Origin of the sequence: Streptomyces griseiscabiei, from assembly GCF_020010925.1 — a bacterium.
Lineage (GTDB): Bacteria > Actinomycetota > Actinomycetes > Streptomycetales > Streptomycetaceae > Streptomyces > Streptomyces griseiscabiei.
The window spans coordinates 2,640,403-2,664,582 of the sequence record NZ_JAGJBZ010000001.1 but is presented as its reverse complement, the minus strand read 5'-3'; the positions used below and the strand labels follow the sequence as shown (position 1 = coordinate 2,664,582).

Here is a 24,180-nt window from a genome sequence, read left to right as displayed (position 1 = left end):
GGAGGTACCCCCACGACGCCGCGGGGCCCGCCCTCCGGGCGGACGGCGGGACTTTGCGGACACGCCCTGGCGCCGAGGGGCCCGGGGCGGCGGGCGGCTCAACGGCCGTACACGTCCTTGCAGATGGCGGCCTGTGGGGTGTCCTTGCCCCAGCCGCCGTACCGGTGGCCGAGGGCGCAGACGTCGGAGTTCTTCGGGGGCGCCGACGGGACGGTCCTGGGGAGGGGCGGGATCTCGACGTCGGGCCGGGCGACGGGCGGCGGGCCGTGCCGCTCGGGGGGTTGCCGGCGCTCGTTCCGGGGCGGCGGGGGTGGGGGCGCGGTGGGTGTGGGGGTGGGCGCGGTGGCGGCGGAGGCCGTCGGCGCGGCCGGGCGCGGCTTCGCGGACGCGCTCGGGGCGGATTCCCGGGGCGGGCCGATCAGTTCCAGGGCCTCGCGGGCCGGCGCCTCCACGATCTGGGTCCGGGTGGTCCCGTCCGGGCGGGGCTCGGACGGCCGGGACGGGACGGGGGACGTCTCCTGCGGGGGCGGGTGTTGCGCGGTCACGCAGCCGGTGAGGGCCGAGACGGCCACGGTGACCAGGAGCGTTGCGGTGGTGGTCGGTCGATGCACGCGCGCAACTCTGCTGTGTCCGGGCCGCTTTGGGGAGGGGGCAGGCGGAGGATGCCCCCACACGGGTGACGCCCGGGACCCACTGCGACGCCGCGCGCCCCGCTCGGCACCCGTCCGCCCCTGGTCCCTCAGTCCCCGGTGGCCCCGTCGATACGCTCACGGATCAGGTCGGCGTGCCCGTTGTGCCGCGCGTACTCCTCGATCATGTGGGTGTAGATCCACCGCAGGCTCGGTGTCTCGCCCGACCGCCGGTGCGCGGCCTTGGCGACGTCGTCCAGGGCGAACCCCTCCGCGTTGCGCCGGGCCACCCCGATCTCGGCCTGCCAGGTGCCGTACGCCTCCTGCCAGGTGTCCGCCTCGGTCAGGTGGAACTCCCCGTCCGGGTCGGCCTCGCTGAAGTAGATCGGCCCCTGGTCGTCGTCCACCAGCACCTTGCGGAACCAGATGCGCTCCACCTCGGCCATGTGCCGTACGAGCCCGAGCAGGGACAGCTCCGAGGGCGGCACCGACGCGGTCCGCAGCCGGGCGTCGTCCAGGCCGGCGCACTTGAGCGCCAGCGTCTCGCGGTGGTAGCCGAGCCAGCCTTCGAGCATGGTCCGTTCGTCGGCAGTGACGGAGGGTTCGGTGCGTGGGATGGTCATGCCGGCCATCCTCGCAGCCCCCGTATGCTGCCGACGAGGCATATCGACGGCGCTATGTCGCACTACGACGGCACGACGTCGCACTACGACGGCACGACGTCGCACTACGACGGCACACCGTGGACCACTGTGGACGGGAGACCCCTGTGAAGGTCGGCTGCATCGGGCTCGGCGACATCGCGCAGAAGGCGTATCTGCCGGTGCTCGGCACCAGGCCGGGGCTCGAACTCCATCTGCAGACACGGACACCCGCCACCCTCGCCCGGGTCGCCGACGGCCTCCGGCTGCCGCCGGGGCAGCGGCACGCCGACCTCGACGCGCTGCTCGCCGAGGGCCTCGACGCGGCCTTCGTGCACGCGCCGACCGGGGCCCACCCGGAGATCGTCGCGCGGCTGCTGGAGGCGGGCGTCCCCACCTACGTCGACAAGCCGCTCGCCTACGAACTCGCCGACTCGGAACGGCTCGTGCGGCTCGCGGAGGAGCGCAACGTCGGGCTCGCCGTGGGCTTCAACCGCCGGTACGCGCCCGGGTACGCGCAGTGCGCCGATCATCCGCGCGAGCTGATCCTCATGCAGAAGAACCGCATCGGTCTGCCCGAACTGCCGCGCACGATGATCCTGGACGACTTCATCCATGTCGTCGACACGCTGCGGTTCCTGGTGCCGGGCGAGATCGAGGACGTCACCGTGCGGGCCCGGACCGAGGACGGGCTGCTGCACCACGTCGTGCTGCAGCTGTCCGGCGACGGGTTCACCGCGCTCGGTGTCATGAACCGGCTCAGCGGCTCGGCCGAGGAGATCCTGGAGGTCTCGGGGCAGGACACCAAGCGGCAGGTCGTGAACCTCGCGGAGGTCGTCGACCACAAGGGGCAGCCGTCCACGAGGCGGCGCGGCGACTGGGTGCCGGTGGCCCGGCAGCGCGGTATCGAACAGGCCGTCCTCGCCTTCCTCGACGCGGTCCGCGCGGGCAAGGTGCCCGACGCGCGGGACGCGCTGGCGACTCATGAACTGTGCGAGCGGGTGGTCCGGTCGGTGGAGGAGCGGTCCGCCGTGTGAGCGCCGGGCGGCTCAGGGCTCGTACGCCGCCGCACGGCCCGTACGCCCTCGAAGGCGCCCCACCCGACCAGGACCAGCAGCGCCGCGTGCACCGGCCAGTCGCCGAAGCGGACGTACGCCGTGGTCCCCCTGGCCAGCGGCACCTCGTACACCGCCGTCGTGCTCTCGTCCGTGCCCAGCCATGAGCCGACGCGCTCGCCGTCCGGGCCGTACACCGCCGAGACACCGGTGAGTGTCGCGTGCACCATCGGACGGCCGGTCTCGGCGGCCCGCAACGCGGCCAGCGAGGCGTGCTGTTCCGGGGCCCAGCTCTGCTGGAACGTCGAGGTCGCCGACTGCGCGAGCAGCAACTCGGCGCCGTCCGCGGCGAGACGGCGGCTCATGTCGGGGAACGCGGACTCGAAGCAGACCATGGGGCCGATCCGCAGCCCCTTCCCGGAGTCGAACACCACCTGCTCGGTACCGCGCCGACGGTCCTCACCGGCCGCCTCGCCGACCGAGGTGGCCCAGCCGAGCAGGGAGCGCATCGGGATGTACTCGCCGAACGGGACGAGACGCATCTTGTCGTACCGGTCGCCGGTGGGACCGTCCGGGCCGACCAGGACGGAACTCTTGTAGATGCCGGGACGGTCCGAGCGGCGGGCGTCCACGTTCACCAGGATGTTCGTGTCCGTCTCACGGGCCAGCGCGGCGATCCGGTCGGAGAGGTCGGGGCGGTCGGCGAGGTCGTGGCCGACGCTGCTCTCGCCCCACACGATCAGATCGAGGTCCTGCCCGGCGAGCCGCCGGGTGAGCGCCTCCTCACGGGCGAACCGGTTGTCGGGGCCGTCGGTGACGCCGGGCTGGACGACGGCCACCCGCGCCTCGCCCTCGACGTCGGGGCGCGGCGCCCACAGCCACACCGCCGAGGTCGCGAGGGCCGCCGCGACGAGACCGGCCAGCGCCGGCGCCCGGGAACGGCGTACCGCGACCATCGCCGTGACCGCGACGTTGACGGCCACCACCAGGAAGCTGAGGAGCCAGACGCCGCCGACCGAGGCCAGCCGCAGCGCGGGCTCCACCTGCCACTGGCTGGACCCCAGCAGGCCCCACGGACCACCGAGCCCCTGCCAGGAGCGGACGAGTTCGATCAGGAGCCAGCCCGACGGCACGACCAGCAGGGCGGCGGCGACGCGGCCCGGTGCGGGCGTCCCGGCCAGGAACCGGCGCACCAGCCAGGCCCAGGGCGCCCACAGCGCGCCCAGCAGGCCGGCGATGACGAAGGTGAACACATGGAGGTTGGGCAGCAGCCAGTGGTGCATGGCCAGCATGAAGGCGAAGCCGCCGAGCCAGCCGTCGTACAGCGCCCGGCGGCCGGTCGGGGCGCCGCGGATCAGCAGCATCCACGGCACCAGCGCCGCGTACGCGAACCACCACAGGCCCGGGGCGGGGAACGCGAGCACGGGCAGTGCGCCGGCCAGGACGACGGCCGCCCTTCGCCGCCACGGGGAGGAGAACCGGTCCGGCGTCCTCATACAGCGCCTCCCTCCCCAGCGTGAGTCCTTCCAGTGTGCGCGCCGGGGACGATCTCCGACAGGGGGCGTGGGGCGCGCGGGTGGGGGTGCGGGTTCGCCGCCGCGGGGCTTCGGGCCGGTTCTCCCGCACGCGCACCGCCCGTGCGGGCGGGCCGGCCCGTACGGGTCTCCCGTGGGAGTGCCTCACCGTCCGAGGCCTTGGGCCGTCCGGGTGGTCGGCCAGGCGGGTCATCCGTGCTGGGGGGTGGGGAGGGGCGCGGGGGCGCGGCGCCATTTCTCCTGGACCGCCACCTCGGTCAGGCGCCAGCCGTCGGGGGTGCGGAGCAGGGCGAAGGCGTAGCGGCCGCCGCAGATGAAGTCGGGGGTGGTGGGTCCGCCGTCGGGTCCGGCGAACCGCATGGGGTTGACGTAGTCCGCCTGGACCCGGGCCGTGTCACCGGTGTCCTGGTCCAGCTGTCCGAAGCGCACCCGGCGGTTGACGATCAGGTGCTGTCTCATCGGGAAGAGTTCCATGCTGCGGGCCAGCCACCCGGCGACCTGCGCGGCGTCACCCTCGATGCCGCCCGCCGAGCGGTAGTCCGCCCGGCCCTCCGGTGCGAACAGGTCCCGGTACGCCGTCCAGTCGCCGTCGTCCACCGCCACCGCGTACTCGGTGATCAGGCCGTCGACGGCGAGTCGGTCCATCACGGTCGCGAGCTCCACGCGCTGCGTCATCGGCTCAGTGTTGGGGCAGAGGACGCGCCAAGCCAAGGGGCGTGCGCCCCCTGTCGATATTCGGTGGCCCGGCGGCGCCGCCGTGATCGAAGCTGGTCCGGTGAGTGAGAACGAGCATCCCTCGGTGGTGGCCGAGCCCAGGTTCCGTGTCCGTGCCCGCCATACCGCCGAGACGGTCACCGTCTACCAGGCGTACCGCCCGGAGATCGGCGGCCCGGCCGCCCGGCACGGTCGCTTTCCTGCCATGTGGAAGCGGGACCGGATGACCTGGATCAAGCCGTCCTTCCTGTGGATGATGTACCGCTGCGGCTGGGGCCTGAAGGAGGGCCAGGAGACCGTGCTGGCCGTCGAGATCAGCCGCGACGGCTTCGAGTGGGCGCTGCGCAATTCCTGTCTCTCGCACTACGTGCCGGAGCTGTACGAGAGCCAGGCGGCCTGGAAGCAGGAGCTGCGGCGGTCGCCCGCTCGGGTGCAGTGGGACCCCGAGCGGAACCTGCGGCTCGCCCCGCTGCCGTACCGCTCCCTGCAGCTGGGGCTGGCGGGCGAGGCGGCTGCCCGGTACGCGGACGAGTGGATCGTCGGCATCGAGGACGTCACGCCGCTGGCCAGGGCCGTCCACGACCTCGTACGGGCGGGTGACCCGGCGGCGGCCACCGCGCTGCTGCCCGAGGAGCGGCCGTACCCCGTCGCGGACGACATGCCGGCCCATCTGCGCGGCTGACCCGTGTATCGGCTCGGTGGGCCGCCCTCCGGGGAGGGCGGGCGAGTCGCCGTCAGCGGGCCGTGAACTGCACCCCGGTCGGCTGGACGACGTCCGGTCGCACCGCGAGCCCCTCGACGGTCAGCCGCTCCCCGTAGATGTCGGTGATCCGGAGCGCGCCGCCGCAGCCGGTGCCCTGCTCGGAGAGGAAGTAGTTGTACTCGGTGCGGGGCAGCGGGACCCAGCCGCCGCCCTCGCGGACCTCCAGGCGCGCCACCGGGTTCCGGTGGCCGATGACCTGGACGCCGCACCAGTACTGGCTGGATCCGGTCTTGTAGCGGATCGACAGCGGGTCGGCCGTGCCGGGGCTCAGCAGGCTCCACGTGATCGGGATCTGGCCGCGCGACGGGGCGGCGAGCTTGGCGAACGCCTCGGCGCTGAGGTCGAGTTGACCGGGTGCGCAGGGTGCCGGGCACTCGTTGGTGATGCGTACGGTGACGGCGGCGCCGCCCGCCGCGCGGACCCGCACATAGGCCCCGCACGCCTTGGCGACCTCGTAGTCGGCGGTGTTCATCGCGGCCGTCATGACGTCGTCGCTCGGGCCGAAGGAGCAGGCGCCGCCCTCGCCCGTCCCGGCGTCGTAGAAGGTGGCGATCCCTTCGCGGTGGACCCCGGGCCGGATGCGTCCCGCCAACTGCCCCGAGGCGGACCCGGCCTGGCGGGTGACGGCGGGTGACGGCCGGGTGCGCTCGGCGGTCGCGGTCGCCGACGGGGTGGACTTCGAGGCCGACGGGGACGGGGACTTGGAGGGTGTCGCGGAGGGCTTCTTCCGCTCCGGCGCCTCGGGGGAGGGAGAGGTTTCCCCGGACGTGGCCGCCACGGGGGCGCCGCCCACCTTTCCGGCCGCCTCGGTGTCGCCGTCGCCGCCGGGGCCGAAGGCGATGACGAGCGACGCGGCGAGCCCGGCGGCCGCCACGGCGGCGACGGATATGAGGGCGGTGCGCCGCCTGGGCCGACGGGCGGCGGAGCGATGGGAACGGGCTGCCACGTTCAAGTCCTTCGGTTCCATTCCTTCGGTTCCTCGCGCGGTTCGGGAGAAAGCGTGAGGCGTGTGGTGCTCGCGTGAAAGGAGCTTGCCATTCATCGGTTGCCGCCGGGACCGGAATGGTTGCCTTCGAAGGGGGGCGGGGGCGAAGCTGCGATCGTAGAATGATCGATCGTTTTCTTTGTCTTCTTCGCTCACTTCATCTTGTTGGTCCTATCTGTCTTATCTGTCTTATCGGTCTTGTTCGTCGGGGAGGTTGGGATGTCACGTCCGGTCACGGTGGTCACGGGTGGGAGCCGGGGGATCGGTGCCGCCACCTGTCTGCGGCTCGCGGCGGACGGTCACGACGTGGTCGTGGGGTACGTGAACGACGGGGCCGCCGCCGAGTGGATCGCCACCGGTGCGCGGGCGAACGGGGCGCGCTGTGTCACCGTCCGGGCCGACACGTCGGTGGAGGCCGATGTGGACCGGCTGTTCGACACGGCGGTGGAGCGGATCGGCCCGGTGACGGGGCTGGTCAACAACGCCGGGGTGACGGGCCCGTTCGGGCGGCTGGCGGACACCGACACGGAGGTGCTGCGCCGGGTGGTGGAGGTCAACCTCCTCGGTGTGCTGCTGTGTTCGCGCCGCGCGGCCCGGGCGATGGCGGCCTCGGGGAGCGGGGTCATCGTGAACGTGTCCTCGGCGGCGGCCACGCTGGGCAGTCCCGGCGAGTACGTCCACTACGCGGCGACCAAGGCCGCGGTGGACACGCTGACGACGGGGCTGGCGAAGGAGCTCGGGCCGGACGGCATCCGGGTCAACGCGGTGGCGCCCGGGGTGATCGACACGGAGATCCACGCGCGGATGGGGGATCCGGAGCGTGCGGACCGGATCGCCGCGTCGGTGCCGCTGCGGCGGCCGGGGCGTGCGGATGAGATCGCCTCGGCGATCGCGTGGTTGATGTCGGCGGAGGCCTCGTACACGACGGGGGCGGTGTTGAGGGTGTCCGGGGGTCGGTGAAGCGCCGTGAGGGCTCGGGGCACTGGCCGACTGCGGGTCGTTCGTGGTTCCTCGCGCGGTTCCCCGCGCCCCTTTCAGGGCGCGGCTTCAGTCGGCCCGTAGCCGCACGTCCTGTCGTGTGTCGCGGAGTTGCTCGAACGCCGTCGGTCTCGGGCGGTGGGGCAGGAACTCCTTGACGCGGGCGGCGCACTGGAGGGGCGTCGCGCGGCCCGTGTCGCACTCGATGTCGTAGAGGCCGTGGGCATGGACCTGGGCCAGCTGCCCCGCGGCCAGCCCTGGCGGCCGGTCGCCCCGCTGCCGTTCGCGTCGTTCGAGCTCGTCCCGGTCGCAGTGCACGCCGACGAGGACGACGTCCCGGGGCACGAAGAGGTCGAGGCAGTCCCGCAGCCGCCATTCCGCGCTCAGGACATGGTCCATGACGACGGTGTTCCCCGCGGCGGCCATGCCGGCGATCGCGCGGTGGTAGCCCCGCCAGGTGTCGTGCAGGACGGTGGCGAGCCGCTCGGGCGGCAGCTCCCGGCGTGTCCGCATGGCGTGGAACGCGTCGACGGGGATGTGGAAGGCGGGCTCGTCGAGGATGCGCAGCAGCTCCGCCGCGATGCTCGACTTGCCCGAACTCGACGTGCCGTTGAGGAAGATGATCAGGCCGCCGGGGGTGTCGTCCCGCTCGGCGGCCGGCCGGCCCGGTGGGGTCACGCGGCCTCGATGATGTTCTCGCGTATCGCCGCGGCCCACGCCACGACCAGCAGCTCGTACTCCGCCCGCTCCTGCGCCGACAGCGACCCGCCCGCGTGTCGCCACAGTGCTCGGATCCGGTCGTTCAAGTCGGCGGCGGACCGCACGGAACCAGGGGCAGGGGAATCGGGGGACATGCCGACAAGAGTAGGCGCCGGGGCTGACAGTGCGCTACCGGGCGGCTACGGATGTCGTATGTGGTTGGTCACTGGGGGGAGTTGGGGACTGGGGCTCTTCTGATGGATCTCCGTGGGAGAAGGCGCGGCGTTCGGTGCGTGCGCTCGGCGTGCGGCGAGGGTGCGTGCCGGGCGTCGCGACGCCGCGGAGATCCATCAGAAGAGCCCTAGCGGGCCCTGAGGAGGGCGGGCTCGCTCAGCCCCCCGACTCACCCGCGTGCGGGCTCAGGACGCCCATGGAGACCAGGACGACGATGACGATGCCGAGCGCGATGCGGTACCAGACGAACGGCATGAAGCTCTTGGTGGAGATGAACTTCATACACAAGTTTATGACGACTTTGCTCCACCCGACTTGACCTGCGGTTTTCCACCACTTTCAAGATCGAATGTGAGAGCAGTGGGAGACGGCACCTTCCAGTGCTCTCCTTCGCTGGCCACGAAACGCAGCCACCTGGTGTGCAGCGAACCTGCAGTCTCCGGTTTGCAGCGAACCTGCAATCTCCTGCTCCATGGCCAGGGCAACGTGCGAGTAGAGACCATCCACGCCGGCGACCTCGCGGCCCATGCGCTTCTCCACGGCGATGCGACTGTGTCGATCTTCGTCCAGCCACTCCTTGCCGCCGTGACGAAGCAGGTACAGCCGCTTTCCGGCGTACGCGGTTGCGGGGAACTGGCCCCTGACCCGCGGCCAAACTGTCCGACAAGGCCCTGGCCGCAGTGCGTGCCCCGGTCGCTCAACAGCCCGGATGAGATTTTCGGCAAGGGCAGGATGCATGAGACCGACTGGGACGATGAGGACGACAACGTGCCCCGGATGAGCTGATCGGCAAGCGAAGATCTGTGCGGCAGTGACCTGCATGCCCTGGCGGTCGCCGGAGGCGCTCCAGCGGTCACCGCACTCCGGCGGGCGCTGGCCGCGTTTCTGCGTCTGCCCGCCGGGTGATCCCCGCACCGGGGCACCGCTGCTCTGGCACTCGTGCCCGTACGGGGCGGTGTAGCCGGTGGTCGGGTGCACGGTCGCCTCAGGTTGTCGGTGCCGTCGGCTAGCGTGCGCGGTATGCGCTACTTCAATACGGCCGGGCCGTGCGTCCCCACGCGTCACTACATGGTGCCGGCCCAGGAGCGGCTGCCCAGGGCCCGCGGGTACATCGAGCAGGGCCAGTACTTCGTGGTGCACGCGCCACGGCAGACCGGGAAGACGACGGTGCTGGCGGCGATGGCCCGGGAACTGACGGCATCGGGCCGGTACGCGGCGCTGCACTTCTCGTGCGAGAGCGGGGAGGTGGCCGGGGAGGACTACGGCCAGGCCGAGCTGCTGGTGCTGGAGGCGATTCGGCGGTCCGCGGAGTCCGCTGGGCTTCCTGATGAGCTCGCGCCCCCCGCATCCTGGCCCGACGCGGTGCCCGGGTCCCGGCTCACGCGGGGGCTGGCTGAGTGGGTGCGGAGCTGTCCGCGTCCGCTGGTGCTGTTCTTCGACGAGATCGACGCGCTGCGGGGGCAGAGCCTGCGCAGTGTGCTGCGCCAGTTGCGCGATGGCTTCACCGTCAGCCGTGGCGGCTTCCCGCATGCGGTAGTGCTGTGCGGGCTGCGGGATGTGCGTGACTACAAGGCGGCCTCGGGCGGGGATCCGGGGCGCCTTGGTACGTCGAGTCCGTTCAACATCAAGGTGGCGTCGCTGCGGTTGGGCGACTTCACCGAGGCCGAGGTCGCCGAGCTGTACGGGCAGCACACCACGCAGACGGGCCAGGATTTCACGGTGGATGCGCTGGAGTGTGCCTTCGGCTTTACCCAGGGACAGCCGTGGCTGGTCAACGCGCTGGCCCGGGAGGTCGTCGAGGAGATGGGAGTGCCGTCGGACACGCCGATCACGGCCGAGCACATGGAGGAGGCGAAGGAGCGGCTGATCCTGGCGCGTGCGACGCATCTGGACTCGCTGGCCGCCAGGTTGGGCGAGGACCGGGTACGGCGGGTGATCCAGCCGGTGATCGCGGGCGAGCTGCTCCTGCCGACGGACACGTACGACGACGATCTGGCGTACGTGCGCGACCTGGGGTTGGTCGCTCCGGACGCGCCGGTGCGGGTGGCCAATCCGATCTACCAGGAGGTCATTGTCCGGGTCCTGGGGAACAACACGGAGGGCCAGGTCGTCGCCGCCCCGAGCAGCTTCCGGCTGCCGGACGGCCGGATCGACATGGACAAGCTGCTGTGCTCCTTTGCCGAGTTCTGGCGGGAGAACGGCGAGATCCTGGCCACCGCCTCGACCTACCCGGAGGCCGCGGCACAGCTGGTGATGATGGCCTACCTGCACCGGATCGTGAACGGGGCGGGTTTCATCGACCGGGAGTACGGGATCGGCCGGCGGCGCGTGGACCTGCTGATCCGCCAGCCCTACACCGCTGCCGACCGTTCGCGGGCGGTGCAGCGCGAGGCGCTGGAGCTGAAGGTGTGGCGCCAGGGCCGCACCGACCCACTCGCCGAGGGGCTGGCACAGTTGGACGACTACCTGGACCGCATGGAGCTGTCCACGGGCACCCTCGTCGTCTTCGACACCCGCCCGCAAGCAGCCACGGTCCACGAGCGCACCGCCTTCTCGCAGCAGACCACGCCCTCCGGGCGCACCGTCACCCTGCTGCGCGCCTGACGGCCGGGAGTCAGCCAGGAGCGCCCCCGGATCTTCCTCCCGTGGCCGTGTTCCCGGAGCAGCACGGGTTCGGTGCGGGAGCCGAGATCTTCGGTGCCCAGTACGCGACGTGCCCGGCCACCCGGGTCACTGGTGGCTGGCCTGCGACGTGTCGAACTACGGCATCGCCTGCAGACACTGCAACAGCGGCGGAGCCCGCTACAACGGTGTCCGGGAAGGCCGCGCCAAGGGCAGCCAGTTCCCGGTCATAGGCGGTACCCGCGCCCGCGCATCAGCCGATGACCTGGACCGCGAACAGCCGCTGCTCCCAGCCCACCACAGCGACCCCGACCTGCTCGGCTTCGACAGCGCCGGCTACGCCCGGCGCAGCAGCACCCCCTACTCGCAGGCCGAAGCGAAACGCGGCCTGTGCCGCGCCGACGAAACCATACGGATCCTCGCGCTCAACGACTCCCACCTCGTCCCGCTCCGCAGCCGCCTCATGCGGGCGGTCACCGTACTCGCCCGCTACGGGGACGATCCCGCCATCCAGCAGCTGATCGACGACAAGGTGGGGCCCAAGGCGCCATACAGCTCAGCAGCCGCCATGGCCCTGGCCCTGCAGCGCGCCTGCGACCGGCCCGCTGCCGCGCCCACGCCGGCCGCAACGACGCCCACACCCACCGTCGACCCGGAACGCTCCCGAGTCGACCTGCAAGACCTGCTGGAACATCTGGACCCGGACGACCTGAAGGCCGGCATCACCTTCACGGGCCGGCACGAGAAGAAGGTCCACCAGGCGGTCCTGAACCACGAGGGCCAGATCAACGTCCTGGGCCGCCCCTGGCGCACCCCGACCACCGCCGCCAGGGCCGCGACCGGCAGCAACAAGATCGACGGCTGGGATTTCTGGCGTCTGACCATCGCCGGTGTGGAGCAGACCCTCGCCGAGTTCCGCGCCACGCACTTCCCGCCACCCGCACCGGTGTGACAGGGCGGAACTGTCCGCCTCGCCGGCGACGGTCTCCTGCTGATCCCTTCGGTCTTCGTCGGGAATATCGCCGCCCACCTGGAAGACCCCTGGCCCAGGACCTTGATCTACCCTGCCCGCGGCACCGCCGCCCTGCGGGGCGAACAAAAGACCGTCCCTCAACCGGACGCGCTGACCGCTCTGGTCGGCCGGGCCCGAGCCCGGCTGCTGGTGGCGCTGGACGCCCCGGCCAGTACCCGGCGTATAGCCTGACTCGTCTGCCGCCCCGTATTTCCGCAGGTCAGAGGCTATGTTTAATTGATAAACAAACACTTGGGGTCGAATCCGGGTCGAATTCGGGTTCGCGTATTGTCGTTCCCGTCCCACCGACATGCGGCAGATGCGGTCATTCCGGGCGATGAAGGTGGTCCGGCATCGGTCTGTAGTGGACATCCAGGCGCCGGACAGGTTCACAAGTACATGTACGAGGTGTCTTCTTGTCGACCAGCTCGGGCTGAACTCGATCACCGGTGGGGCGCCCTGCGGCAGGCCCTGGAAGTGATCACTGCGAGAGCGTCTCGTTGATCGCTCCCGCCAAGAACCACTGGTTTCCAGCAAAAGCGGTGATGTGCGGCATGGCAGTTCCCGTCTCTGTCGGCGGGGCTCCGTCGCCCCGCGTGCCGTGGTTGGAAACAGGGTTGTGAGGCTTGCATCGGCTCGGCAAGACGTCTTCTGTCAGGCGGAAGGACTTCCGTAAAGGGGCTGGTCAGAGCCCTGTTCTGTCAGCCCCCTAGTCGCCAGAGTGGAGCGCCGGGTGGTGCTGCTGTTCGGTTCGCGCTCGGGGGAGCCGGAGGTGGCGCCGGCGGGTGCGACTACTCGCTACGTGGCGCTAATCGCCCAAAAATGTCCACTTAGTTTCAATTGTGAGACTCCTCTGTCGGTGGATGCTCGGTACAGCGGCAAGAATCAGCATCACTGCAGGTCAACTACTGTTCGTTTTGGAGTCTGGGGCCCTCGGGGCGAATCCGGGTCGAATCCGCACCGTTTTCGGTTGTGGAGCGTATTGCCGCTGGTCAGGGTGGTGCGAGGTCGTGTACTGATTCGCCTTGCGGCTGGGGGTGGCGCGGCGAGCAGTAGGGCCGATGAGCCGCTGACGGGGCACTGAGTGGCGGTGGTCGTCTGCCAGGGGCGGGGGGCTGGCCAGCGGATTCTTCGCTGCTGGTGGCGGTCGCCTTTCGTGATCACGGCCTGCGGAAATGTCTTCAGGCGGGACGGCTGATGCGTGCCGGCCCGGGATTGATGGTTCCTGGCCGAGACCGACCTGCCGGGCGTGTCAGGGGCCGTCCAGGAGCCGCGCGGTGGTCGGGCCATGTGGCACAGGCCCCGCCGCCTCGCGCGGCAGCCGGTGCTCTCGCGCTATCCGGTACACCCCCACAACTGCCATTCCTTGGCGCCGATATCAGCGCAGTCTCGGTCGGCTCGCGGGCACCAATGCCGAACTGGAGCTCTTGGTACCTCGGAGAGTTCATGGATCCGCGAGGACCCTTGAGTGACGCTCATGTACGTCCGGCTCATGGCAAGGTAGTTGGGGGAGTTCACATCTTCTGTGTCCAGATCGGCACTGCCGCGCGTGACAGACGCCCGTGCGCCCGCGGCGAACGGGGCAGTCTTGGAAGCCCGCTTCAGGGGGCGACACACCTGGGGCACTGTGGAGGCGGCCGAGCAGGGCCGGTCGACGGAATTCACCTCGCGGTACGAGGTGAATGGCATCCTGACTGGCGCCAGTGACGACATCTCGGGCGGTCTTTCCGCGTACGACGAAAGGCCAGGCCGACAGTGCGGTTGCCGCCCTCTCGGATCCGGCCCAGCGCGGGGTCACCAACGCAACCCGTCGAGTAACCTGAGCACCCGGTGCTCGACCTGGTACAGCTCGTGGGCGAATTGCCGGTGGCTCAGCAGTAGTTCGTGTCCATGGCGCGGGACTCTGCCACGATGAAGGGCAACCACGAACTGACGGTCACGGCCCTCGTCTCGTCGAACACCGCCGCCGAGGTTGTCCTGCCCGGCGACAGCGACGGCGTCGAGGTGGGCTCGGGCCGCCACACCTGGACGGTTCCGTTCGACGCCGACCCCGCCGAACGAACGCCCCTGTCGGTGGACATGAGCATGGACGACCTGCTGGACCGCGAAGAGGCGGCCCGTGCCTTCAAGGAACTGATGACCGCATACGTCCCGGAGGCCGCCGCCTTCATCGAGGGCGGCTCAGGGGCTCCACAGGCACTACGGTCCGGGCCATCGCCGGGATGCTGCCCGGTGGCGACAGCTTCCTCGCTGACCTGGAGAAGAAGTTCGCGGCCTTGGACGGCCGTGTCCGACAGACGGGTCTGCCCGCTCGTCACGAGCGGGCCCCCGGGACAGGCCGCCGAAGTCAGCATTCAGCGCGATCTGCCGACGAGCGCGGCAGTGTGTCCCGATCGACCGATACCGACCCGGTGCGGGACGCGGGCAGAAGGACGTCCACCCGCGTGCCACGGCCGGGGACGCTGTCCAGACGGATCCTGCCGTGGTGCAGGTCCGTGATCGCCGCCACGATAGCCAGTCCCAGCCCGCTGCCTCCGTCGACACGGCTGCGGCCCTTGTCGGCGCGATAGAACCGGTCGAAGACGTGGGTGAGCGACTCATGGGGGATACCCGGGCCGAAGTCCTCCACCCGTAGCATCACCTCGTCGCCCGACGTGCTCAGAGTGACCCGACAGGGAACATCCGGTGCCGTGTGCATACGGACGTTGCCGAGCAGATTGCTGAGCAGGCTCCGCAACTGGGCCTCGTCCCCGCTGACTGTCACGTCGGGCTCGATGTACGCCCCGGTCGGCCGTGACGGCTCCACTGCCCTGGCGTCGCGGCAGCAGTCGCGTACGAGCCCGCTCAGGTCAACCGGCTCAAGACTTGCCTCGTCCTGCTCGTCGAACCGGGCAAGCCCGAGGAGCGACTCGACCAGCCGTGTCATGCGATGGATCTCGGAGAGCATCCGCTCCACCGCCTCGTTCACCGCGGCCCGGTCCGGCAGCGCCCCGCTCTGGTACAACTCGGCGTAGCCGCGCAGGGATTGGAGCGGCGTGCGCAGTTCGTGCGAGGCGTCCGCCACGAACTGACGCATCCGCTCCTCGGACTGCTCGCGGGCGGTGAGCGCGGCCTGGATCTGGTCGAGCATCCCGTTCAAGGCGTCCGCGAGGCGTCCGACCTCCGTGGTGGGTGCTGAGGCGGCTACGGTCAACCGCTGGGCGAAGTCGCCGGCGGCGATGGTGTCGGCCGTGTCCGCAGCCCGCTCCAGCGGGCGCAGTTCCCGCCGTACGACAGTAGTGCTCACCAGGGCCACACCGGTCAGCCCTGCCAGTTCCACGAGCACGATCACGGCCGGATCGCCGCTGAGAATCCAGCTGAGTGCCGTGGCTGCCATGGCGCCGGCGCACAGCACCGTGACGACCATGCTCAGGCGCGCGCGAAGCGGCGACCGGCGCAACCGCTTCAGCATCCCGGCTCCCGGATGGCGTAGCCGATGCCCCGCTGGGTGTGGATCAAGGGTGGACCGAGCGCGTCGAGTTTGCGGCGCAGGTAGCTGATATACGTGGCGACCACGGTGTCGTCGCCGTTGAAGTCGTACGACCAGACGTGTTCGAGGAGTTGGGCCCGGGGCACGATCCGACCGCTGTGCAGCATCAGGTAGCGCAGCAGCCGGAACTCGGTCGGGGAGAGACCGATCGCAGTGCCGCCGCGGCGTACGGAGTGGGTGGCCGGGTCGAGTTCGAGGTCGGCGACCCGCAGGACGGAGCTCTCGTGCTCGGGTCTGCGGGTGCGGCGCAGCACAGCACCGATCCGGGCGGCCACCTCGTCGAGACCGAACGGTTTGGTGACGTAGTCGTCACCACCCGCTGCGAGTGCCTTGACCAGGTCCTTACGTGTGTCACGTGCGGTGAGGAAGACAACCGCGTGCGGGAGGCCGTCGGCGCGCAACCGCCGCATGACCTCGATGCCGTCGCCGTCCGGGAGCATGATGTCCAGCAGGATGAGCTCGGGAAGGTGGTCGCGGGCCTCGGCAAGGGCTTCCTTCACCGTGGCGGCCGTCCGGACCTCGTAGCCGATGAACCGCAGGAAACGGCCGACGGTGTCCAGGATCGCCGGCTCGTCGTCGACGACGAGCAATCGCCCGAGCGGTGGCTCGGACTCCGCCACGGCTGCGGCGTTCTCGTCGGGCATGCGCGTCAACCCTTTCCTCAGTGCCGCGGGACCCTGCCCGCCTTCGGTGCTCAATTGATCGTCTCCGACCCGCGTGGCGCGTTCCATGGGAGTTGTGTGTGAACAGCGGTCCCGAAGGGCCGTTTCGCGGAGTGTGGCCCGGAGGCGTTCCTACGGTGGATAAGGCAGGCCTCGGCGACTGGCGTCCTCCACCGGTCGGGGCACTGCTCATTTCCCATTCCCCGGCCATCGGGAGTCTTCGCGTGTCCACCCTGCTGTACCGCCTGGGCCGTTTCGCCTACCGGCGGAAATGGTCCGTCATCGGCGCTTGGTCCGTACTGCTGCTCGTCGCGGTCCTGGCGGCCCTCGGCCTGATGAAGCCGTTCACCACCTCGACGACCATCCCGGGTACCGAGGCCCAGCGCACGCTCGACGTCGTGCAGGCAGAGTTCCCCAGCGACCAGTCCCACCTCACCGGAAGGATCGTCTTTCGGGCCCCACGCGGTGAGACCCTCACGACCGGCGACGTGGCCCGCATCGTACGGCGAACGGTCGATGAGGCGGCGGATGTTCTGGGCGTCAGGTCGGTCACCGCACCCTCCGCGTCGTCGGGGACGGTCTCGGCCGACGGCCGGACGGGCATCGCCGCACTGACCTTCACCACCGACAAGACCGGCACCCTTTCCGAGGCGACCACCAACGGCGTCGAGCGACTCGTGGCCGAGGCACGTCGCGAGGGGCTGACCGGGGAGATCGGCGGAGACGCCTTCTCCAAGGTCGAGGTCAAGGTGATGGGCCCCGGGGAAGCCGTGGGCGTGCTCATCGCCCTGGGCATTCTGGTCTTCGTCTTCCGCTCCCTGCGTGCCGCGGTCATTCCCGTCGCGACCGCGCTCGTCGGGGTTGCCGTGGGTGTGCTCGGCCTGCTGAGTCTGACCAGCGTCGTCACGATGGACAGCACCTCGGTGATCCTCGCCGTGATGCTGGGCCTGGCCGTGGGCATCGACTACGCCCTGTTCATCGTCTCCAGGCACCAGACCCAGGTCAGGGCGGGCATGGAACCAGAGGAGTCGGCCGGCCTGGCGACCGGGACGGCCGGTGGAGCGGTCGTCTTCGCCGGCGCGACCGTCGTCATCGCACTGGCCGCGCTCTCCGTGGTGAACATCCCGTTCCTTACCGTCATGGGACTGGGTGCTGCGGCGACGGTCGTCGTCTCCGTGTCGATCGCCGTCACACTGCTGCCGGCCGTACTCGGCCTGATGGGACGGAACATCGCCACCAGCACGGTCCCCGTCCTGCGTCGTTCCGTCGAGCGCGCCCCCGTCTCGGCACGTCAGCCCGCAGGGCAGCGTTGGGCGGCCATGGTGGCCCGCCGCCGGTGGAGCGTCTTGCTCGTCTCTCTGGTGGGCCTGGGCGTCCTCGCTGTCCCTGCGGCGGATCTCCGACTGGGGCTCGGCGGCACGCAGGATCCCGACACCTCCGCGGGCAGGGCACAGAAGCTCGTGGACGACGGATTCGGCCCCGGCTACAGCGGCACGCTGGTCGTGCTGGTACAGGGTGAAAGGACGGAGGTCGTCCCGGCCGCCGAGCGCATGGCCGGTGTGGTGCGGGACCTGCCTGGGGTGGCCTCCGTGACCCCCGCGGTCCGTGCCGAGTCCGGTCATGCGGCACTGCTCAGCGTCACATCCACCGGTGGCCCGGAGACCGAGACGACCAAGCGGGTCCTGGCAGAGATACGGAACGCCCGAGGCGCCGTGGAGAAGAACAGCGGCACCGAGATCAATGTCACCGGCACCACCGCCGTCAACATCGACGTGGCGAACAAGCTCTCCTCCGCCCTGCCCGTGTACTGCCTGCTGGTGATGGGCCTGGCGCTCCTCCTCCTCGTCGTGGTGTTCCGCGCCCTCGCCGTCCCGCTCAAGGCGGCCCTGGGGTTCCTGCTGTCCCTCGGTGCTTCGCTGGGCGCGCTGGTGGCGGTGTTCCAGTGGGGCTGGCTCTCCGACCTGCTCGGCATCAAGACCACCGGCCCGGTCCTGAGTTTCCTGCCGATGCTGCTGGTGGGCATCCTCTTCGGCCTCGCTATGGACTACGAGGTCTTTCTCGTCTCCCGGATGCGGGAGGAGTACGCCCATGGGCTGCCGCCGGTCGAGGCGATGGTCCGCGGATTCGGGCACGGCGCGAAGGTCGTGATCGCTGCCGCGCTGATCATGATCGCGGTGTTCGGGTCGTTCGTCTTCGCCGACATGCAGGTCATCAAAGGCATGGGCTTTGCGCTCGGCGTCGGCGTGCTCCTGGACGCGTTCGTTGTCCGGATGACGCTTGTCCCCGCCGTGATGGCGGTCCTGGGCCGTAAGGCATGGTGGCTGCCCCGGTTCCTGCACCGAGCGCTGCCGGACATGGACATCGAGGGGGAGCGACTGACGAGCAGGCTGACGCAGGCGTCCGGGCCGGCGGGATGGGATCGGGCGGCACGGCAGCCGCGCGACGCCGACCGGGCGGCAGCCCCGGTGAGCGGCGCGGGTGCACGACGGTACTGAGGAGCCCATCGGCGTGTGGGCGGCGCCAGGAGTTGACCGCACGCCGATCTGGAAGTGGTCCACATCAGAAAACTATCAACGTTCGGGATTCGAGTATGCCTGTCTCCTGCAGGGGGTGATCCGCGCGGGCGTTGGACCCGGTTCCTGTTGAGCGTGCCGATTCTTCGAAGTCGGCCGCTTCGCTCCGATTCCGTCGCCGACGAGGTCGGCCGCCAGGCCCTGCACTGCATCTGCTGCTCGGCCTGTCTCAACGTCTGCCCGGTCTACGAGTGGGCCTGCGGCCACGCTTCCGGCCACGCCTGCGGCTCGGTCTAACCGGGCCCGATCGGTGCGATCCTCAGCCCCCAACTGCGCGGCACGGAAAGCGAGATCGACGCCCCGCTGCCGTACGCCTCCTCGCTGTGCGGGGCCTGCTACAAGGTCTGCCCGGTCGCCATCGACATCCCCGAGGTGCTGGTGCATCTGCGGGAACGGGTCGTTCAGGGCGGGCTGGTGGTCCGCGAGGGCAACAAGGTGGTGCTCAAGCCCGCCAAGGGGCACGCGGCCGAGCGGGCGGCGATGCGGGCGGCCCGCTGGGCGTTCGCCCGCCCCGGTGTCCTGCGCACCGGACAGCGGCCGACCTCGCGCACCCGGCGGCTGCATCCGCGTTCGCTTCCGGGGCCGGGCAGGCCTGGAGCGGTACCCGGGATCTTCCGGCCCTACCCGTGGAGCCGTTCCGCGACTGGTGGCCGCGGACCGACGGCGGCCGCTCGGAGAAGGGGGGCTCGAAGTGAGCAGCAGGGAGCGGATCCTGGGCCGGGTGCGGCGCGCGCTGTCCGATGTCTCGGGCGAGGACGCTCCGATCGAGCGGACGTATCTGCGGGAGCACGGGGACCGCGGCGTCGAGGAGACGGCGGACCTCCTGGCCGAGAACCTCGCCGACTACCGGGCGATCGTGCACCACTGCACCGCAGCGGACCTGCCCGCGACGCTCGCCGGGATGCCGGCGGCGCGGGGTTCCAGACGGTCCTGGTGCCGTCGGGGCTGGAGCAGTCCTGGCTCGCGGACGCCGACGCCGAGCAGGTCCCGGACCGGGCCGAGCACCCCGCACGAGCTGGACCGGATCGACAGTGTGGTGACGGCGTGCGCGGTGGCCGTCGCCGAGTCCGGCACCGTCGTCCTCGACGGCTCCCCCGGCCAGGGCCGCCGCCGCATCACGCTCATGCCCGACCAGCGCATCTGCGTCGTACGGGTCCCGGACCAGGTCGTCTCCGCGGTGCCGCAGGGCCTCGAACGCCTCGAACCGGTAAGTCCGTTGACGTGGATCTCCGGTTCTTCAGCGACCAGCGACGTCGGGCTGGACCGGGTCGAGGGGGTGCACGGTTCGCGCACCCTGGAAGTGATCCCGGTGAACAGGAATGGCGAGTAGGAAATGCTCGCATCGGGCTCTGCTCACCTCCTGCGGTAGGAAAGCAGGATCGTCTGAGGTCCGTGGAGAACGACGATCTGAGAGCCGTGCTGCCGCGGAACGGAGCCCTTCTGTGCATCCGTGCCAGTTCGTCCGCCAGGCTCGGTCCGAGGGCGTCCAGCCGGACTCGTGCGCTTGGAGGCTGATGCGGGAACATCAGCCGTGCCTCCGCCACGGCTCGCTCACCCAAAGTCGCGAGCAGGCCGCGCCTTCGTGCGATCCGAGACCACGACGACCGCCGGAGCGATCGAGAAGGTCGGCGGCGCACAGCGCGGCAAGGCGATCATCGTCCTGAACCCCGCCGAGCCGCCGCTGATCATGCGTGACACGGTCTTCGTCCTGGTCGACGCCCCCGACCCGGCCGCCTGGTCCGATATCCGGCAGAGCATCGAGAAGATGGTGGCCGACGTGGCGGCCTACGTCCCGGGGTATCGGCTCAAACAGCAGACGCAGATCACCGAGATCCCCGGCGACCAGCCACTGGACACCCTGCTCGAAGCCGGCACCCGGCGCCCCACCCATCAGGTGTCGGTGTTCCTGGAGGTCGAGGGCGCCGCACACTATCTGCCCGCCTACGCAGGCAACCTCGACATCATGACCGCGGCGGGACTCCAAGTCGCCGAGCGGATCGCCGCAGCGAAGGCGGACAGCCGATGACCACGCAGATCTACGTCCAGGACGTCACCCTCCGGGACGGCATGCACGCCGTTCGCCACCGCATCAGCCCTGTCGATGTCGCCCGCATCGTGACAGCGCTCGACGAGGCCGGCGTGGACGCGATCGAGATCGCACACGGCGACGGTCTGGCGGGCAGTTCGGTCAACTACGGGCCCGGCTCGCACACCGACTGGGAGTGGATCGAGACCGCGGCCTCCGTACTGAAACGGGCCCGGCTCACCACTCTCCTGCTGCCAGGCGTGGGCACGATCCGCGCACCGCGTGCCGGGGTCGGCCAGATGCCGAACCGGGGAGAGGGCAGGTGGCGGCCAGGGCGCTGAGCGCGGCGTCGAGTCGGGCGGTGGCTTCGTCGGCGACGGGCTTGAGGGCGTCCAGGCCGGTGAGGTGACCATGGTGTCCGGGTCGAGGGCCTGGACGAGCGTGTGGTCGCCGTCGCGGCGGACGACGACGTTGCAGGGCAGGAGCAGGCCGATGGAGCGGTAGGCCTCCAGGGCGTGGTGGGCGAGCGGCGGGTTGCAGGCGCCCAGGATTAGGTAGTTCTCCATGTCGTGGCCGAGCTTGGCCTTCAGCGTGGCCTGGACGTCGATCTCGGTGAGGATGCCGAACCCCTGGTCGGCCAAGGCCTGGCGGACGGCGGCGGTGGCGGCGTCGAAGTCGGTGACGGCCAGTCGGACGGTGCGGTCGTAGGACACGGTGCGCTGCTCCTTCGGTGAGGCGGAAAACCCGGTTCCTTGATACCCCGCCGGGTACCCGGCGCAGCGGACGCAATGCCGCACCCGGAGATATGGGGGACGTCCAGGACCACAGGAATACCCCCCGGGGTACCCCTGTTAGGGTAGGTGCCGAATACCCCCCGGGGTACACCGTTCTTGTGGAGGAGCCGCAGTCGTGTTCTTCGTCGACACTCTTGAGTTCGAGGGTCTGGGCAACCGCAGCTACCTGGCCGGCGGGGCCGCTGCCGCGGTGGTTATCGATCCGCCGCGCGACATCGACCAGGTGATCGCCGCCGCCGCCAGGCGCGGGGTGCGCATCGCGTACGTGGCGGAGACCCACGTGCACAACGACTACGTCACCGGTGGCCTGGAGTTGGCCCGCGTCACCGGCGCCTCCTATCTGGTGCCGGCCGCGGCGCACGTGTCCTTCGCCCGCACCCCGGTCGCCGATGGCGACACCGTGGACGTGGACGCGGGTCTGGTCCTGCGTGCGATCGCCACGCCCGGGCACACCCCGCACCACACCTCCTACGTCCTGGAGCAGGACGGGCGCGGCGTGGCGGCGTTCACCGGCGGATCGCTGCTGATCGGTACGGTGGGCCGCCCTGACCTGGTGGAGCCTCGGCTGACGGAGCAGCTGGCCCGGGCCCAGCACGCCTCCGCCCACCGCCTGACCGCCGAGCTGGACGACGAGGTGCCGGTGCTGCCCACCCACGGGTTCGGCAGCTTCTGCTCCTCCGCCCAGGCCGAGGGGGACGCGACCACGATCGGCAAGGAACGCACCAGCAACGACGCGCTCACCCTGGACGTGGACACCTTCGTTCAGCGGATGCTCGCCGGGCTGGAGGACGTGCCCGCCTACTACGCGCACATGGGCCCGGCCAACGCCGCCGGCCCCGCCCCCGTCGACCTCACCCCGCCGAGGCGTGCGGATGCAGGCGAAATCTCCTCCCGGCTGGCCGCCGGTGAGTGGGTGGTGGACCTGCGCAGCCGCATGGCCTTCGCCGAGGGGCACGTGGCCGGCTCGTTCAACTTCGAGGGCGAGGGCAAGCTCGCCACCTACCTGGCCTGGCTGATCCCCTGGGGCAAGCCCGTCACCCTGCTCGCCGACACCCCGGAGCAGATCAGCGCCGCGCAGCGGGAACTCGCGCGGGTAGGCATCGACCGCCCGGCCGCCGCCGCCACCGGCGACCCGGCCGGCTGGGTCCATGAGGGCGAGAGGCTCGCTTCTTTCCCGCGTGCCCGCTTCGCCGACCTTGCCCAGGTGCGCGAGCGCGGCGACGAGGTGGTCGTCCTGGATGTGCGCCGGGACTCGGAGCGCGTAGGCGGCTACATCGACGGCTCGGTCCACATCCCGATCCACGAGCTGCACGGCCGTATCGGCGAGGTGCCGGACGGGACGGTGTGGGTGCACTGCGCCGGCGGGATGCGCGCGGCGATCGCCGCCTCCCTCCTCGATGCCGCCGGCCGCAAGGTGGTCGCCGTCGACGACGCCTTCGACGCCGCGGCGGATGCCGGGCTGCCCCTGGCCTCCGCCTGAGTTCGGCCGATCTCCCGCAAGGAAGGAAGCGTGTGATGTTCCTCTTTCGCCGAAACGGGCCCCGTGTCACGGTCGACGAGGCACACAGCCGTACCAGCGGCGACCGGCCTGACGCCGTCCTGCTGGACGTCCGCGAGAAGCCCGAATGGAACTCGGGCCACGCCCCGGGCGCCATCCACGTACCGCTGACGAACCTGGTCGCCGGCGCCATCCTGCCCGCCGAGGCGCAGGGCCGTCCGCTGGTGGTGATCTGCCGCAGTGGACACCGCTCCCAGCAGGCCGCGAAGCTCCTCACCGACCGCGGAGCGCAGGTGGTGGACGTCGAGGGCGGTATGAACGCGTGGGCCGCCGCCGGGCACCCGGTCGTCGACGAACGCGGGAACAGCGGCCGGATAGCGTGACCGTACTCGTTCTCGCCCTCATCGCCGGGGCCGTCATCGGTCTCGCGCTCGGGGCCCTCGGCGGCGGTGGCAGCGTCCTTGCCGTACCGGCACTGATCTATCTGCTCGGCTTCACCCCGGCCGCCGCCACCACCGCCAGCCTGATCATCGTCACCGCCACCTCCGCCACCGCCCTGTACGCCCACGCCCGCGGCGGGAACGTGGCATGGAAGACAGGGGCGTTGTTCGCTGCGGCGGGCATCGTCCCCGCCTTTCTCGCCGGAGCTGTTGCAGGGCGCCTGCCCGAAGCGGTGCTGACGGCGGCGTTCGCGGTCATCGCCGCGCTGGCGGCTCTGCGTATGTTGCGTCCGTCCGCGTCCGGGCCGCCGGACCGGATCCGTCCCGGCAGGGCGGCTGGCGCCGGTGCCGGACTCGGCGCCGTGACGGGCTTTCTGGGGGTCGGCGGGGGATTCCTCGCCGTGCCCGCCCTGGTGGGCGTCCTGGGACTGGCCATGCGGCGGGCGGTGGGCACCAGCCTGCTCGTCATCACGGTGAACTCCCTCGCCGCGCTCGCCGCTCGCACCGGCACCGGTGGCGGGCTCCACTGGGAGGTCATCGGCCCCTTCACCGGAGCCGCGATCCTCGGAGCCTGGGACGGCAAACGCCTCGCGACGAAGATCTCCGGCACCACTCTTCAGAGAGTTTTCGCCGGCGTACTGCTGGCAGTGGCGGCCTTCATGCTCGTTGACGTGATCGTCTGAACACGAGGGCCGCGACCGGCTCAGACCAGGACCAGGAGAGCTTCTCCAGCCCCACCGCGCATCTCAGGACCGCCCTCAGTCCGGCTCCCGCCAGATCAAGCTCAGCAC

At 70.7% G+C, this 24,180-nt stretch carries 20 protein-coding genes and 7 pseudogenes; 15 read left to right on the top strand and 12 right to left on the bottom strand.

Annotation, left to right across the window (positions count from 1 at the left end; translation table 11 throughout):
• Positions 1-98 precede the first annotated feature (98 nt).
• Positions 99-611 (bottom strand): hypothetical protein, encoded by a 513-nt coding sequence (locus J8M51_RS11500; protein ID WP_267299141.1) that lies wholly within the window; start codon positions 609-611, stop codon positions 99-101.
• Positions 612-739: 128 nt separating this feature from the next.
• A complete protein-coding gene (locus J8M51_RS11495) occupies positions 740-1,252 on the bottom strand; it encodes a DinB family protein (protein ID WP_216591795.1) in 513 nt (170 codons plus the stop codon).
• A 146-nt stretch (positions 1,253-1,398) separates the two neighbouring features.
• On the opposite strand from J8M51_RS11495, the gene J8M51_RS11490 reads away from it, so the two are divergent.
• Positions 1,399-2,307, top strand: a complete 909-nt coding sequence (locus J8M51_RS11490) for a Gfo/Idh/MocA family protein (protein ID WP_107473858.1) — start codon at positions 1,399-1,401, stop codon at positions 2,305-2,307.
• Here the strand turns inward: J8M51_RS11490 and lnt are convergent.
• Entirely contained in the window at positions 2,253-3,821 is a 1,569-nt protein-coding gene (gene lnt / locus J8M51_RS11485; protein ID WP_107473859.1) for an apolipoprotein N-acyltransferase, read from the bottom strand. The genes J8M51_RS11490 and lnt overlap by 55 nt on opposite strands.
• Before the next feature lie 228 nt (positions 3,822-4,049).
• Positions 4,050-4,535, bottom strand: coding sequence for a nuclear transport factor 2 family protein (locus J8M51_RS11480; protein ID WP_216587052.1), 486 nt, complete (start codon positions 4,533-4,535; stop codon positions 4,050-4,052).
• Positions 4,536-4,635: 100 nt separating this feature from the next.
• Between J8M51_RS11480 and J8M51_RS11475 the strand changes: the two genes are divergently transcribed.
• On the top strand, positions 4,636-5,256 hold the full coding sequence (locus J8M51_RS11475) for a DUF4291 domain-containing protein (RefSeq protein WP_086763341.1): 621 nt from the start codon (positions 4,636-4,638) through the stop codon (positions 5,254-5,256).
• A 52-nt stretch (positions 5,257-5,308) separates the two neighbouring features.
• Here J8M51_RS11475 and J8M51_RS11470 read toward each other — a convergent pair whose 3' ends face one another.
• A complete protein-coding gene (locus tag J8M51_RS11470; protein ID WP_086763343.1) occupies positions 5,309-6,283 on the bottom strand; it encodes an expansin EXLX1 family cellulose-binding protein in 975 nt (324 codons plus the stop codon).
• Positions 6,284-6,541: 258 nt separating this feature from the next.
• Between J8M51_RS11470 and J8M51_RS11465 the strand changes: the two genes are divergently transcribed.
• Positions 6,542-7,282, top strand: a complete 741-nt coding sequence (locus tag J8M51_RS11465) for a glucose 1-dehydrogenase (protein WP_086763339.1) — start codon at positions 6,542-6,544, stop codon at positions 7,280-7,282.
• A gap of 87 nt (positions 7,283-7,369) precedes the next feature.
• Here J8M51_RS11465 and J8M51_RS11460 read toward each other — a convergent pair whose 3' ends face one another.
• From J8M51_RS11460 to J8M51_RS11450, 3 genes and pseudogenes are all read right to left on the bottom strand, one after another.
• Positions 7,370-7,978 (bottom strand): chloramphenicol phosphotransferase CPT family protein, encoded by a 609-nt coding sequence (locus J8M51_RS11460; RefSeq protein ID WP_086763337.1) that lies wholly within the window; start codon positions 7,976-7,978, stop codon positions 7,370-7,372.
• Positions 7,975-8,154: a hypothetical protein gene (locus J8M51_RS11455; RefSeq protein ID WP_086763335.1), complete on the bottom strand. Its 180-nt coding sequence runs from the start codon at positions 8,152-8,154 to the stop codon at positions 7,975-7,977. Before J8M51_RS11455 ends, J8M51_RS11460 begins: the two co-directional genes overlap by 4 nt.
• Before the next feature lie 235 nt (positions 8,155-8,389).
• Positions 8,390-8,530: pseudogene (locus tag J8M51_RS11450) on the bottom strand (undecaprenyl-diphosphatase); the annotation flags it as partial.
• 63 nt (positions 8,531-8,593) lie between these two features.
• On the opposite strand from J8M51_RS11450, the gene J8M51_RS11445 reads away from it, so the two are divergent.
• The 4 genes and pseudogenes from J8M51_RS11445 to J8M51_RS46265 all read left to right on the top strand — a co-directional run.
• A complete protein-coding gene (locus J8M51_RS11445) occupies positions 8,594-9,019 on the top strand; it encodes a hypothetical protein (RefSeq protein WP_143673463.1) in 426 nt (141 codons plus the stop codon).
• Between the two features lie 234 nt (positions 9,020-9,253).
• Positions 9,254-10,837, top strand: a complete 1,584-nt coding sequence (locus J8M51_RS11440; RefSeq protein WP_225966632.1) for an ATP-binding protein — start codon at positions 9,254-9,256, stop codon at positions 10,835-10,837.
• A gap of 109 nt (positions 10,838-10,946) precedes the next feature.
• A complete protein-coding gene (locus J8M51_RS11435; RefSeq protein ID WP_006378819.1) occupies positions 10,947-11,807 on the top strand; it encodes a restriction system modified-DNA reader domain-containing protein in 861 nt (286 codons plus the stop codon).
• A gap of 6 nt (positions 11,808-11,813) precedes the next feature.
• Positions 11,814-12,056: pseudogene (locus J8M51_RS46265) on the top strand (ArsR family transcriptional regulator); the annotation flags it as partial.
• A 1,682-nt stretch (positions 12,057-13,738) separates the two neighbouring features.
• On the opposite strand, the gene J8M51_RS11425 reads toward J8M51_RS46265, so the two are convergent.
• From J8M51_RS11425 to J8M51_RS11415, 3 genes are all read right to left on the bottom strand, one after another.
• Entirely contained in the window at positions 13,739-13,948 is a 210-nt protein-coding gene (locus J8M51_RS11425; protein ID WP_143673346.1) for a hypothetical protein, read from the bottom strand.
• A 266-nt stretch (positions 13,949-14,214) separates the two neighbouring features.
• The gene (locus tag J8M51_RS11420; protein ID WP_010358252.1) at positions 14,215-15,318 is read right to left on the bottom strand and encodes a sensor histidine kinase; all 1,104 of its coding nucleotides are present in this window, start codon (positions 15,316-15,318) and stop codon (positions 14,215-14,217) included.
• Positions 15,312-16,040 (bottom strand): response regulator transcription factor, encoded by a 729-nt coding sequence (locus J8M51_RS11415; RefSeq protein WP_006378898.1) that lies wholly within the window; start codon positions 16,038-16,040, stop codon positions 15,312-15,314. The genes J8M51_RS11420 and J8M51_RS11415 overlap by 7 nt, the downstream gene beginning before the upstream one ends.
• A 242-nt stretch (positions 16,041-16,282) precedes the next feature.
• Here J8M51_RS11415 and J8M51_RS11410 point away from each other — a divergent pair, with 242 nt between their 5' ends.
• The 5 genes and pseudogenes from J8M51_RS11410 to J8M51_RS11390 form a co-directional block, all read left to right on the top strand.
• On the top strand, positions 16,283-18,553 hold the full coding sequence (locus tag J8M51_RS11410) for an MMPL family transporter (protein ID WP_006379207.1): 2,271 nt from the start codon (positions 16,283-16,285) through the stop codon (positions 18,551-18,553).
• 180 nt (positions 18,554-18,733) lie between these two features.
• Positions 18,734-19,326 (top strand): annotated as a pseudogene (locus J8M51_RS11405) (lactate utilisation protein LutB domain-containing protein); the annotation flags it as partial.
• Positions 19,323-19,961: pseudogene (locus tag J8M51_RS11400) on the top strand (LutC/YkgG family protein). The pseudogenes J8M51_RS11405 and J8M51_RS11400, both read left to right, overlap by 4 nt.
• Before the next feature lie 243 nt (positions 19,962-20,204).
• Positions 20,205-20,657, top strand: a pseudogene (locus J8M51_RS11395) (acetaldehyde dehydrogenase (acetylating)); the annotation flags it as partial.
• Positions 20,654-20,929 (top strand): annotated as a pseudogene (locus J8M51_RS11390) (4-hydroxy-2-oxovalerate aldolase); the annotation flags it as partial. The pseudogenes J8M51_RS11395 and J8M51_RS11390, both read left to right, overlap by 4 nt.
• A 52-nt stretch (positions 20,930-20,981) precedes the next feature.
• On the opposite strand, the pseudogene J8M51_RS11385 reads toward J8M51_RS11390, so the two are convergent.
• Positions 20,982-21,370: pseudogene (locus J8M51_RS11385) on the bottom strand (DUF302 domain-containing protein); the annotation flags it as partial.
• Between the two features lie 196 nt (positions 21,371-21,566).
• Between J8M51_RS11385 and J8M51_RS11380 the strand changes: the two are divergent.
• The 3 genes from J8M51_RS11380 to J8M51_RS11370 are packed head-to-tail and all read left to right on the top strand — an operon-like array spanning position 21,567 to position 24,072.
• Positions 21,567-22,931, top strand: a complete 1,365-nt coding sequence (locus J8M51_RS11380; protein ID WP_006378722.1) for an MBL fold metallo-hydrolase — start codon at positions 21,567-21,569, stop codon at positions 22,929-22,931.
• Positions 22,932-22,966: 35 nt separating this feature from the next.
• Positions 22,967-23,332: a rhodanese-like domain-containing protein gene (locus J8M51_RS11375; RefSeq protein ID WP_010358255.1), complete on the top strand. Its 366-nt coding sequence runs from the start codon at positions 22,967-22,969 to the stop codon at positions 23,330-23,332.
• The gene (locus J8M51_RS11370) at positions 23,329-24,072 is read left to right on the top strand and encodes a sulfite exporter TauE/SafE family protein (RefSeq protein ID WP_006378575.1); all 744 of its coding nucleotides are present in this window, start codon (positions 23,329-23,331) and stop codon (positions 24,070-24,072) included. Before J8M51_RS11375 ends, J8M51_RS11370 begins: the two co-directional genes overlap by 4 nt.
• The last annotated feature ends 108 nt before the right edge of the window (positions 24,073-24,180 follow it).